The sequence below is a fragment of the Paenibacillus sp. FSL R5-0378 genome (assembly GCF_038009285.1).
Classification (GTDB): Bacteria; Bacillota; Bacilli; order Paenibacillales; family Paenibacillaceae; genus Paenibacillus_AQ; species Paenibacillus_AQ favisporus.
Map to the genome: position 1 here is coordinate 7,070,961 of NZ_JBBPAY010000001.1, position 13,435 is coordinate 7,084,395.

At 48.8% G+C, this 13,435-nt stretch carries 9 protein-coding genes; 4 read left to right on the top strand and 5 right to left on the bottom strand.

Annotated features, from left to right (window positions below; translation table 11 throughout):
- The first annotated feature begins 10 nt into the window (after positions 1-10).
- Entirely contained in the window at positions 11-1,132 is a 1,122-nt protein-coding gene (locus MKY74_RS32635; RefSeq protein WP_341013788.1) for a Ger(x)C family spore germination protein, read from the top strand.
- Between the two features lie 132 nt (positions 1,133-1,264).
- On the opposite strand, the gene MKY74_RS32640 is transcribed toward MKY74_RS32635, so the two are convergent.
- Positions 1,265-1,606, bottom strand: a complete 342-nt coding sequence (locus tag MKY74_RS32640; protein ID WP_076176632.1) for a hypothetical protein — start codon at positions 1,604-1,606, stop codon at positions 1,265-1,267.
- Positions 1,607-2,154: 548 nt separating this feature from the next.
- On the opposite strand from MKY74_RS32640, the gene MKY74_RS32645 reads away from it, so the two are divergent.
- The gene (locus MKY74_RS32645) at positions 2,155-4,461 is read left to right on the top strand and encodes a serine hydrolase (protein ID WP_076176631.1); all 2,307 of its coding nucleotides are present in this window, start codon (positions 2,155-2,157) and stop codon (positions 4,459-4,461) included.
- Between the two features lie 298 nt (positions 4,462-4,759).
- On the opposite strand, the gene MKY74_RS32650 is transcribed toward MKY74_RS32645, so the two are convergent.
- From MKY74_RS32650 to MKY74_RS32665, 4 genes are all read right to left on the bottom strand, one after another.
- A complete protein-coding gene (locus tag MKY74_RS32650) occupies positions 4,760-7,000 on the bottom strand; it encodes a helix-turn-helix transcriptional regulator (protein WP_076176630.1) in 2,241 nt (746 codons plus the stop codon).
- Positions 7,001-7,104: 104 nt separating this feature from the next.
- Positions 7,105-8,739 (bottom strand): extracellular solute-binding protein, encoded by a 1,635-nt coding sequence (locus tag MKY74_RS32655; protein ID WP_076176629.1) that lies wholly within the window; start codon positions 8,737-8,739, stop codon positions 7,105-7,107.
- 29 nt (positions 8,740-8,768) lie between these two features.
- A complete protein-coding gene (locus MKY74_RS32660; protein ID WP_076176628.1) occupies positions 8,769-9,680 on the bottom strand; it encodes a carbohydrate ABC transporter permease in 912 nt (303 codons plus the stop codon).
- An 11-nt stretch (positions 9,681-9,691) separates the two neighbouring features.
- Entirely contained in the window at positions 9,692-10,624 is a 933-nt protein-coding gene (locus MKY74_RS32665; protein WP_076176627.1) for an ABC transporter permease, read from the bottom strand.
- 937 nt (positions 10,625-11,561) lie between these two features.
- Here MKY74_RS32665 and MKY74_RS32670 point away from each other — a divergent pair.
- Together MKY74_RS32670 and MKY74_RS32675 are read left to right on the top strand one after the other, a co-directional pair.
- The gene (locus MKY74_RS32670; protein ID WP_076176626.1) at positions 11,562-12,773 is read left to right on the top strand and encodes a S1 family peptidase; all 1,212 of its coding nucleotides are present in this window, start codon (positions 11,562-11,564) and stop codon (positions 12,771-12,773) included.
- Between the two features lie 227 nt (positions 12,774-13,000).
- Complete coding sequence (locus MKY74_RS32675; protein ID WP_167372949.1) at positions 13,001-13,414, top strand: DUF3221 domain-containing protein; 414 nt, start codon at positions 13,001-13,003, stop codon at positions 13,412-13,414.
- The last annotated feature ends 21 nt before the right edge of the window (positions 13,415-13,435 follow it).

Sequence of the window (13,435 nt, forward strand, 5' to 3'; positions counted from 1 at the left end):
GAAGAAACTGATGTCAATATGTTTGATGTTCTCTCTTCTTTTGACTGGTTGTTGGGATATTAAGGATGTACAAGACGTCAATTATTTAACGAGCATAGGCTTCGATTATGCTGATGATCAATACATCGTTTATGCGCAAATGCTGGACTTTACGGATGTTGCCAAAATGGAATCGGGAAAGCCTCTTCAACCCATTCCCGTCTGGGTCGGGAAAGGCAAGGGCGATACGCCGATCAGCGCCGTCAATGAACTGTACCGCACTTCGCAGATGCGTAATTTTTATGGACAAATTATTTCGGTCGTTGTCAGTGATAACGTATTAAAAAAGGGCATTCACGATTTCGATGAACTTCAGCACCGATATTATGAAATGCGATACACGCCATGGATCTTTGCTACCAAAGAGCCTTTGGACAAGGTGTTTACGGTAACTCCCTTTTTCAATCTATCGCCGCTCATGTCATTGCTTCAACAACCCCAGGAGAGTTACAGACAAGAATCCGATATCACCCCAATCACCTCCAGGGAATTCCAGTCTGATATACAGGAACCGGGAAAGGCAACCCTACTGCCGTCCCTATCCATTTCGAACAGAAACTGGGAAAAAGGCGGCAAACCCCACTCCATGCTGAAAATGGATGGAGTATACGTTTTTCAAGATGGAAAATACCAGGGATGGCTTAGTGAGCAGAGCATTCCCGGGCTTCGTTGGGTAGAGCCCCAAACCCAGCGCAGTCCGCTAATCATACGAAAAAACGGGAAACCCCAGGTATCGTTATCCCTCGAAAATCCAAAAATCCAAATCGTTCCGAACGTCAAAGGGAAGGACGTTACCTTCACCGTCGACGTCATGCTTACCGGAGTGGTTAGCGAGGTCATCCAGCCGATGTCTGAACGGCTTATGGAGGACAAGGGAGCCGAACAAGTCCGGAAAGAAATCCGACAAACGTTCGAGAACGGGCTCGAGATCCAATCCGATCTTTTACAATTGAATTACACGCTGTACCGCAAGCAAAATAAAGAGTGGAAAAAAATCTATGCCGAAAAGGATTTCAAGCTGACCAAAGATTCTCTACAGGAGATTAAGGTTTCACTTAAGCTGAATAACGGCGGGAAACTGAAAGTCCCTTGAATCGGGGACGTGGATCTTACCGATGCCAACCACCTTTTCTGCGATTCGTCGGCTAGCTGATACGCGAAGGAGGAGTCAGAGGAATCAAAATCCTTTGAGGTTGTTATTGCCGAGGGATATGAGAGGATGGGGCTATTGGAAATTCTCCAGTAAGCCCGTCCTCTTGTTTGCGTATTCCCACGCCTTCTGCTTGTGGATTCCGAGCGTGTGCAACTTTTCAAATTTCGTTTTCACCACAGATACTCGTGTTTTTTGGTTCATCCCGAACCGACGCTGCTGTTCGAAAGACATATCCAGCTTATGAAGGAAACTATTGAGAGTTTCGCCCCATTGATAGAGTTCATCCCTGGCTGCAGGTAACTGTAACCGCTCGGACAGGTTGTTGGCCTCAATGTTCCGTACTTCCCTGATCTCATTGTCTGCCTGATCTCCTACGCCTACCTCGGCCAATACCTGGTCCCGCAAATCTAGCATTTGAAGGCGCCCCCCCCTCATCAAGATCCGATAAAAACTAGACAGATCGGGCTTAAACTCAGCTAACCCTTCGCCTTCTCGAGCCCCGGTTTAAGCAAGAAAGGGCTGCTTGAAATCAATCATACCGTTTCGGTTCATTTCAGAAATTGTTGTAGTTTGGTTCCCTAAATTCAAGCGGGTTGTGCCTTTATCGAAGGAGAATCCCGTACTCGAAATACCTACTTGTTGATAGAGAGAATCTGCGGATAACATCCCCGCTTTTCCTCCGCCCTTGTTGAATAATAGTTACCGCAGATACGCCCATGATCAGCATAAGCTTCATTACATTTTTCATATTTGTCCTTCCAGTTCATTGTGATTACTCTCTTATATTAAAACATAAGGAATGAGAGAGACTTTAGAGATACATTAGATGGGTGTTCTCATCAAACCTTACGCAAATAAAAATCTATCATTATATTGATATATAAAGTAACATGGATATATAATATGTCCGATAACATTCATTTTTATGTAATAAAATATAACATTAAATCAGGAGGCTCATCATGCGCAAAAGATTCAGAAGTCTCAAAGTCTTAACGGCAATCACCTTATCGGCAGCACTATTTCTGCCGTCCGTTCAAGCGCAGTCCGCCTATGCGGCCGCTTCCAGCGAACATCTGGCCGGCTTGGCGACCGTTCTTCAGCCAATTATCAATGCAGCCGAAGAACATGGGGTCGGCGTATCGGTCGACATCGAAGATTTGAGCGGTACATACGGACACGAGACGATTGAGCTCGGTTCCCGGGATGCCTATTACTCCGCAAGCATTATCAAGCTGGCGTTGATTGCTACCCTTATGCAGGAAGTGGATGCCGGTCAGCACTCCCTGGACGAGATGCTGACGGTGAAGCCGGAAGATGTCGTCGGTGGAGCGGGATCGCTGCAAAATGAGAAGTTCCCGCAGGAGGTGACGATCGGACGGCTGGCCAAGCTGATGATCACACAGTCGGACAATACCGCAACGAACGTCCTGATCGGACTCGTCGGCTTCGACAAGGTCAACGCGTTCATCAAGAGCCAAGGCTTCACCGTCACCCATCTTGGACGCAAAATGATGACCCCGGCCAAATCGCCTGCCGAGGACAACTATACGAGTGCGCCGGAGATGCTCACTTTGCTTGATCGAATCTATAACGCGAAGGTTGTGTCGGCGAAGTCCCGCGAGCAGATTCTCGAGTGGATGAAGGCGCAGGAGGTCAATACGAAATTCGGCGCCGTTCTGCAGGGCAAGCCGATTGCACATAAGACTGGGGAGCTTGGAGACGTCAGCCACGACGTCGGTTATTTCCTCATTCCGGGCCGCGAGATCGCGATAGCCGTACTTACGAAGGTGCTGAAGCCGGAAGATGCCGGTAAAGCCCAGGAACTTGACAACCCTTACGTGCAGCGCATCGCCAAGGCAACCTATAACTATCTGTCCGACCATCCGGCACCTGCTGCTTCTACCGCTTCGGCATGGCCGGCCATGTCTCTGGCGGTTGCCCCCATCATCGACAGAGCCGAGAGAGAGGGCATCCGTGTATCGGTCGGTATCAAGGACTTGAGCGGACAAGCTGGTAGCGCCGAAGTTCTGCTGGGTTCGCTGCAATCTTACATGCCGGCCAGCACCATCAAAATGGCGCTTGTATCGACGCTGATGCAGCAGGTGGACAAAGGCACACTGACGCTCGACCAGAAGGTGACGGTTGAACCGGATGATGTTGTCGGAGGCACAGGATCGCTCCAGAAGGAGACTTTCCCGCAGGATGTGACAATCGAGCGGCTGGCACGGCTGATGATCACCCAGTCTGACAACACGGCGACCAACGTACTGATCGACGTTGTCGGATTGGACAAGGTTCAGGCACTTATGGATCAATTGGGTCTCAAGACGATGCATCTGGGTCGCAAGATGTTCGCCGCGGCGCCAACGCCAGAGCAGGACAACTATATCGACGCGGCCGACCTGGTGACGCTGCTCGCCAAAATCTACAACCATGAGTTTCTGTCCGCCCAATCGAGCGAGCAGATTATCCATTGGATGAAGGCGCAAGAGGTGAACACGAAATTCGGCGCCGCGCTGCCGGATGCTCCGATTGCCCACAAGACCGGCGAGAACGCGAACGTGACCCATGACGTCGGCTACTTCCTCGTGCCGGGCAAGGAGATCGCCATCTCCGTCATGACCGAAGTCACGACGACGGGAGATTTCGATGAGGCACAGACGATTGGCAATCCGGTCGTGCAATCCGTCGCCAAGGCGGTATACAGCAGCCTGACCAATGATGTGAAGTTCACGGATGTGACGCCCGGCTATTGGGCCGAATCGCTGATCGAGAGCGCCACTGCCGCGAATGTCATAAAGGGAAGTACAAGCAGCACGTTCCGTCCTGAGCACGAAATTACCCGTGCGGAATTCGTCTCCCTGCTTGTGCGATCCCTTGGTCTTGCGGCTTCCACTGGCGGTCAGCCGTTTGCCGACGTCCCGAGCGAGGCCTGGTATGCGCCAGACGTCGCTGCCGCTCAAGCGGCTGGCATCATAATCGGATCGGACGGCTCCTTCCGGCCGAATGCTTCGATCAGCCGCGCGGAGGTCGTGGCTTTGATCACCCGGGCCTATGAATACAAGCATGGCCTGATTGCCGTACCTTCGGGAGCCCTCTCCTTCCAGGACCGGAAGAACATACCGTCCTGGGCGAGTGAGGCTGTCACTAAAGCGGTGTCCCTGAAGCTTGTGAGCGGCTATCCTGACGGCACCCTCCGTCCTGGCAATCCGACCACGAGAGCCGAAGCCGTGAAGCTCATCGCAGACTTGCGTTTTCAGCTATAATCCAAATCCGGTTCCTAAGAGAGAAGGACGCGAAAGACCTGAATCAAAGGGTCCTTCGCGCCCTTTTTTTGGGTCATAATGCAGGTCTTGCTTGCGGTAGCCATTACACATCACTTTGCCGTTAACGACTCCAAGTCCATAATCTTTGGTGCTGACTTCTTGTTCAGGGCGTGCTCGTTAACAGATGCCGAAACTGCCATTTCCCGAGCTCATAAGATCGGAGGTCATACAGATTGATACATGACCGCGGCCACAAAAAATGGACAGCATTGATGCTGAATATCTCCCCAATCCAACATCACCGGCCATCCGCCGACTCCACATACTCATCTGGCTTGATCCCTTCATACCGCGCGAAGGCGCGTTTGAAGGAATACACATTTTCGTAGCCGACCCGGCGCGCAACGTGATCGATGCCACAGCTTCGTTCCCGGAGCAGCTCTTTCGCTTTCTCCATCCGCAGACGGCATACATAATCATAGAAGTTGATGCCGGTCACCTCTTTAAATATTTTGGACACTTTCGATAGGGACATATGGTACATCTCTGCCAGCTGCTTTAACGAAATGTCCGCGCTCGAATAGTTGTCGTTCACATACTGCAGCAGCTCGCTGCCGGCCGACACCGCCGAAGACGTGTTGGCATACCGCTTCCGCTCGCAAATGAGCGTGCCGACCTCAAACATATAGCTCCACATTTCCTCCATATTCGCCGCTTTGGCCCGGCTGCAAAACTGCTTCGTATAGATATCCGTATCCAGATTCAGCTCATGCAGCACCCGCAGCATCGTTTCCATCAGCAGGGAGAGCAGCCGGCTCACGCTGGCCTCGTCCAGCTCACGCTTGTCGTTCTCGGCATGGATCTCATGCAGAATTTGCAGGGACGTATCCAGGTTCCCGATCTTGAGGTTATTGATGAGCTGTACTTCCCAATCCGTCGGATAATAATAATCGACACCGGCCTGCATCGTCTCCTCCTGCAGCACCTGAAAATGCTCGCGCGAGAATATGGTGTAGCGCAGTCTTTCATTGGCCGTGTAATACGATTTGCTGATGCCGACCAGCCCTTGCTCAACCCCTCCGTATAAAATATCGGGATGAAATCCGCTCAGCCGCTCGATTTCGTCAGCCATCTCGGCAGCGATGCGCTCCAGCATATCATCGTCTCCAAACGGCTGCCCGGAGGACACGATCATTGCCTTGTCCGCATTCGTGACCTCGAACAGCGCATAGTCCAGCCCGTAACGGCTCATCGCTTTCTCCACGATCACCATCATCAGCATTTCGATCTTACGGATTTTCTCGAAGTCGGAAAAGTCCCGGATCGCGTGGAAGCTGACCAGCATCGTGCAGTAATACATGTCCTCGGTATAACCGATCCCCAGTTTCCCCAGCTCGTTCTTCTGCTGATCATCCATAAAATATCCTTTAAGCAGACGAAGATACAAATTCGACTTGGCGGCGTTTTCGTAATCCTGCATCGACTGCTGAAGCTTGCGGTTTTCGTGCAGCAGCCGGTCGAACGATTTTTCGATAAAATTGTATTCGGAACCCGTCACCTTGCCGTTTCGGGAATCCTCAACCCGCGCCGCGGCGCTCAACTTGCTCAGCAGAGCCCCAAGAGGACGGTAGCTGATTTTGGCCAGCAGATAAGCCATTAACGCGCCAATAACGATGGAAATCAGGATGGCCGCCAGCGAGCTGAACAAATTGCCGATACCGATGACGCTGCTGTCCGCGTAGGAGATCGCATACTGCACATCACTGGCCTCCGAAGACAAATGAATGGGGTAGGAAGCCGCACCGCCGCGGGCTGCCGGATCATTTCGGACTTGGCTGTAAATCAGCGCATCCCGGGACGTCATGACGATCTCCTGCGATTCGATCCCCCCAAACCGGTGCATATACTCCGAAAAGTAAGCGCTATCAATAAACAATACCAAAACTGCGCGCGGATGATTCACCACCTCCAGGCTTTGCAGTACCGGAATCACGCGTTTATCGCTGCCCCACAGCTTCATGCTGGCCGGTGGCAGGATGGTGAAATACTGCTGCTGCGAATAGGAGTTCTGCAGCTGCTGCTCGGCAGCTTCGTCGAATGCGACAATCGACTGAAAAAAATCCTTCAGCGGAAACATGCCCCACGAAGTCATCGCCTTCTGCTGCTCCGGAAACACCACCATGCCAAACGAGAGAATCCCCTGCGAACTCACGCTATTGCCGAGACTGGTGCGAATGTCCAGCATCTTGGTAATATCGAATTCCTGATCGTATACGTTCGTATCCTGCATCAGTTTCTTCACCCAGGATTCGTTGCTCAGCGTTTTGCCCAAGGTTTTGAGCTCATTCAGTTTATTGTCGACCAGATCGGCGATCCGCTTGGCGTCCAGAGCATGCGCTTCATGCTGCCGGCGTTTCTCCTCGACGATGTTCCGCTGCACGTTTAATGCGCTGAACACAATAATCGGGATGATCAAAATCGCGGTATAAGACAACAGAATTTTACGAAACGTGCCGCTTCCGAAGCTGCCATTGCGCACAGACTATCCCTCCCCCATTAGATAAGCAAAAACAGGAAAACAGCAGAGCCTCCAAAGCGAATTGGAGCCTGCCATTTTCCAAAGTCATACGGTTACTGTCAACGTTACTGGATGCTGTTGTATCTGTCGAGCAATTGCTGGTCGATCTCCAGCAGCTGGTCCAGCCCCAGCTTTTTCAGATCGGCCATGTATTGATCCCAGTTGTCGAGCGATTTTTGCCCTAAAGCCAGCTTGGTTGCGAGCTCCGTGGAATACGTGTTCAGGTTGGTCAAAATCTTCGTTTTCGCTTCCAGCTGCTGATCGTCGGGAATCGCCAAATAGTTGTCGTTCATATTGACGAAATACGGCTTGTATTTCAGAATAGCGAGCTCGTTGTCGGCTTTGTATTTCGGTACGCCGGACAGCTCAAACTCGAGGTTGGCGAACTGAACCCGCGGGAACACCGTATCGCCGAACAGGCGGAGTCCGGGAACCTGGCCCGTTTTGGCCAGCTCTTCGTCCGAGGCGTTGTTGATGAATACATTCGCGCCGCTCTCATCCTTTTTATAGGTTTGTCCTTCGATGCCCCAATACAGAAGCTCCGCATACTTATCCGAATAGATCGTGTCAAAATACTTGATCGCCGCTTCTACGTTTTTGCTGTCTTTCGTAATCGCGTATTTCTGCCACACCAGAAACGGCGGCTCAATTTGGGCTGCTGGCGCAATGCCGTCTACCGCTTGAAGCGGCATCAACGGGAGATATTCCCCGCCCCCCTTGATCGTCGGCTCCAGATACGTCTCCAGGTTGTAATCTCCTGTGGAAGCAACCTGGTTCTCCGTCATCTTCTGCTGCTTCTGCTCCCCTGTCGCCCCGATCAGGCTTGTGTCGAGCACGCCTTCCTTCACCAGCTGCTGCAGGTAGCGGAAGTAATCCTTGATGCCGTCCTGGTACCACGGGGAGACGACCTTCTTGTTCTCAACATCCACGGAAGAAATGCTGGTCCCCAGCCCGAACCACTGCGCGATCGGTCCCGAGAAGGCACCCGGATCGTAGACGAGGACCTCATCCTTTTGCCCGTTGCCGTTGGCGTCCTTGTCGCGCATCGTCTTCAGCGTTTGTAAATATTCCTCCGCATTCGTCGGAACCGGAAGGCTCAGCTTATCAAGCCAGTCCTTGCGAAGCAGCATCGTTAAGGAGACCGGAGCCGGATCGGTGCCTTGATACGTTTTTTTGTGCAGATCGCTGAACCAGTACATTTTCCCGTCTGACGTCGTTGTCGTCTTTTTCGCATACGGGAACTCCTGCTCATACATCTTCTTGATGTTGCCGTTGCTGTACTTCTCGATCAGCGGATTCAGGTCCAGCAGCACGCCCTGCTTCGCCAGATTGAGCACCGTCGTATTGTCCAGCGCCGAAATGTTGACGATATCCGGAAGATTGGAGCCGGACGCCATTCGCGTTTTGATAACGACGTTATACTGCTCGTTCGGAACGAGCTCGTAATCGAGCTGCAGGTTCGCATCGGTCAGCAGCTTGTCGACTTCCTTCCAGACCGGGTACTTCTCCCTGTCCTCGAATTTGATGAACTTGTTCGAACCCGTCGGCCCGAGGAGCCGCAGTTTGGCGGACTGCTGCCCGGCCGGGGCGTTGCTGTCAGCTTCCTCTGGTTTGCTGTCTCCCCCGCTGCAAGCGGTTACAGAAGCGATGAGAACAACGGCGACGATGGCGGTCATGAACGGTTTTTTCCTTTTTTTCATACAATTCTTCCCCCTTCGGATGGCCTAGCCTATTCCTTTAAAGAACCCAGCAGCGCTCCCTTGATGAAATACTTCTGAAAGAACGGATATGTAAAAATGACGGGTAACGTCGTAAAGACGATGATGGCGTATTTCAGCTGGATGTTCGAGAGCATGTTGGCGACCGCATTTTTTGCATCCTCCATCGACAGCATCTTTAAATCAACCGACTGCTGGACCACGACCCGGTACAGGTACATTTGCAGCGGATGCAGCTTCTCATTCGGTAAATACACGAGCGCGTCGAACCAGCTGTTCCAGATGCCGACGACTGAATAAATGGCGATGACCGCCAGGATCGGCTTGGATATCGGGATAATGACCCGGAACAGCAGCTGTAAATGGGAAGCGCCGTCGATAAAAGCCGACTCCTTCAGCCCGTCCGGAATGTTGGCAAAAAACGTCCGCACCAGGATGATATTCCAAATGCTGACCATCCCTGGAATGATGACCGCGAACATCGTGTCATACAGTCCAAGCTTGTTCACCAGCAGATAGGACGGAATGAGACCGCCTCCAAAATACATCGGAATCAGCAGGTACGACACGACCCATTTCCTGCCCATGAGATTGCGAACGGTGAGCGGATAGGCACCGAGCACCGCTGTCAGACAGTTTAAAATCGTACCCGCACTCACATAGATCAACGTATTGGAATAAGCCCACCACATTTTCGTATCGCTGACGATCAGCTTGTACGAATCGAGGAAGAAGCCTTTCGGGTACCAGAACACATTCATGGCCGCGACTTCCGTCGGATTGCTGATGGACATAATGATCACGAAATAAAAAGGATACAGCGTGATTAAGCAAAGGGCGAGCGCCAGCGCGTACAACACGACGTCGACGACAACCGAGCCTTGCTTGATGGTGTTCGGATTTCTTTTGACCAAGGCGGCCATGGGACTCCCCCTTACCATAAGGCGTAATCGGAATATTTACGGCTGAGCGTATTGGCTGTGTACAGCAGTGTGAAATTGATGATCGAGATAAACAATCCTACAGCCGTCCCTGCGCTGAAATTGCCGCCCAGCAGGCCGTCGCGGTACAAATACGTGCCGATGACGTCGGCCGTCTCGTACACCATCGGGTTATAGATGAGCAAAATAAACTCGCTGTTAGCCGACAGCAAATTGCCGATCGCAAATATCAGCAGGATAAAAATCGTCGGCCGGATAGCCGGCAGCGTAATATGGAGCATCTGCTTGAAGCGGTTGGCGCCGTCCATCTTCGCGGCTTCGTACTGATGCGGGTCCACGGAGGACATGGCGGCCAAATATAAAATGCTACTCCACCCAAACGACTTCCAGATGCTCGTAATCGTATAAATCGCCGGAAAATACCCCGGCTCCGTATTCAGCGCCACCGGCGTGCCGCCGAACAGCTTGACGATGGCGTTCACGATGCCGTCCGTATTGATAAAAGACAACACCATCCCCGCCACGACCACATTCGAAATAAAATGGGGCAAATAGCTTGCGGTTTGCACGTATTTTTTAAATACGCCGCTTTTGAGTTCATTCAGCAGCAGCGCAAACAGGATCGGCACCCAGAAGCCAAACACTAGAAAATAAAAGCTAAGCAAAAACGTGTTCCGCATCAATCGCCCGAAATACGGGCCGTTAAAAAAGTCGATGAAATGCTGAAAACCTACCCAATCCGTTCCGTGCAGGGATAAAAACGGCTTGCCAGGGTAGTAATTCTGAAAAGCGATCAGAATCCCGTACATCGGAATGTAGCTGAAAATAAAAATGTGAACCAGAACGGGAAGCATTATTAAGTACAGCTGGAGGTTGTCACGCACTCGAAAAGATTTTCGCTGATTCGGCTGACGAATGGCTCTCATGATCTTCCCCTTCCCTGATGATCTCGACGGAACTTGCAGGCCCGCTTCCGCATGGACTCATGATATGCCGAGCCCCGGATTTCAGGCAAGCAACATTTTTTGATGGGGTGCGCAATATTTTCGGGGGATGGGAAGATGGGCGGGGGAAGGTGGGAAAGGCCGGTGGTACGGGGATTTTCGAGGTGGTCGAGCTCATGGTTAAACAAAAAAAGAAGCCACCATAATTGGTGACTTTGTGAGAAGAGCAAATCGTTATTTCCGCTGATTTCCATAGAAATAAACCACCATTGAAACCAGCGTGATGCTCACTAATACCTTGACTACATCAAAAATAGTGCTCACGCTCGAGAACTCAAAGACCGTTAAAAAGACAGTCCCATTCGTCGGACCATTGGTCGGCTGACTAGGCCTGAATATAGATATTAGTATACTTTTAGGAGATCAGACATCCAATTGTTTGAGAAAACCAATTTTCTGACTTGCTATGATGAGTGGTTCTCTCGGTCATCCTTAAGAAATTGCGTGCCCTCTTTCCTTAGTCCTCAATCGTGACGAAACCTTTTTGCCTTCACGCAAGTACCCGCTGAGTATCGCTGAGGATAGCATGCTGTTCCGCTAGACCGCGTTCATATTCCCATCGTTCGTCAAAGGTTCATCCCAATTCATCTTTCAAAGCGTGGTACTGCTCGCTTTTAATTTTCTTAACAGGTTAGATTTAAAAAGATAGGAACTAGGACATAAGACAAGAAACCATATTATGGATTATTATGTATGTACAACTAGGTAAATTATGGATTATTTAATTTATCATGGAAAAAGGAGGTGACGTCTGGATAATAAGCTATAGGGATATTTTGAAGTTAGCATCACAATTAGTTTGCTATTGTTATGGATCCTCGAATAATCGCAAATCAAATAAAGGGAGGAAAGCACTTATATGAAACTTTTCAAATCAATCGTTCTATCTACCGCAGTAATTACAACGCTCATTTGGACAATGTCTTCCGCGGAAGCAGATGCTAATAGTCCAGTGAATCAAACAGAAGCATCTCTGATTTATCCAGCAGAATTCTCTTCTACTACCAGTTCGGTGGCTTCCCCTGAAAAAGATAGAGAAAACGATCAGCTAGTCGCAGTAAAAAAAGCTTTAGTTGACTTTGAAAATGTGGGTTCCTTTTATATCGATAAAAGTGGCAATTTTAATATTGCGGTTTCTAAAGACAGCGAGAATGTAAATAGTACTATTGAAAAGATAAAAAGTCTTGTCCCTTCCGATAAGATAAAAATTGTAAAGGGAAGAAAGTACTCCTCCAAAGAACTCTTTAATATAAACAAAGATCTTTCAAAATTTTCTGAATATAATAATGATGGAACCAAAATTACTCAAACTTATATGGATGAAGAATTAGGAAAAGTGGTAATTGAAGCCTCGAGTATGTCAGATGCAGTAAAGAATAAATTACTCGGACTTTATAAAGATGCAGTGGATATCCGCATAAATAGTGCATTTGAAGGAACTGAAAAAACATTTACAAGAACGGATAACTTTGGTGTATTAGGCGGCGGTATAGCAATTAATAATTCTAGTTGTACGATGGCTGCTACGGCTACAAAAGGAACTGATAGATTCATCGTGACGGTAGGACATTGCTTAACGGGTAACGGTACTTCTACGGTATATCAAAATTCCACTTCAGTCGGCGTTGATTGGGCTAAATCATTTAATCACGATATTGGTTTGATAAAGGTGACTGCTTCCGGACGCTGGATAAGTAATAAAATATTGCGGACATCTCCCAATACAGCCTACGACGGGAAATATACTGCAACTGCCTCAGCAACACAAGGACAAACGCTCTGCAAAGCAGGCATTACAACGAATGAAACCTGCTTTAAAGTACTCAGCACTAGTGTGAACACCTCAAATTTCCAAGATGCAATAAAGGTTGAAAATCCATATTGGCAAAATCAAAACAATGGGGATAGTGGAGCGCCAATGTATTCTACTGTTCCCAATGTACTGTATGGTATAATGTCCGAAAAGGATACAGCATACGGGCCAAATTCAGCCGCATACGCAACAAAAATCTCCTATTTCCGCTATTATTGGCCGGACTATAGCCTATATACATCCGATACTAACTACTAGTATATTAAATACTGTCGGGATTATGTTTTCTCGGCAGTATTATCTTTTTAGTATAATGTTAATATATTCTTATTATGTGAAAAATGGAGATTTTTGATATGGTCAATTTACTTGAAAATGCTCTATCTTTGGGAAGACAACAAAAGAAAGCTCTTGTATTTTTTTTAATAATTATGTATTCATTCTTACTATTAGGTTGCAGTACGTCGGAAAAGGTGAATAAGAGCATGGATACAAGCACGATAACCGGGTATATAGTAAAAAATGAAACTACACGCTTGCTGGTCGTTTCACAACGACCATATCGTGATAATGAATACGAAACAATATGGATCACAAGTACGGATGCTCCTAACTTTACAGTTGGACAATTAGTTGAAGTGCAATTAAAGGGCCAGATACAGACATCAAATCCAGCACAGGGAGTATCAGAAAAAATAAGCGTAATCAAAATGGATGCTATTCCTGGTGCACATAAAACAAAAGAAGATGTATTAAATGAAGCTCTATCGAAACTACAAAATGTAGAGGTCCCTATAGTTAAAGATATAGCATTTTCAAATGACAACAATAAATGGACTCTTATATTCTCTGATTCTAAAAATGAAGACCGAAAGGTAACTGTAGATATAAACGATTAACCTTGAAAATCCGAGTATCAA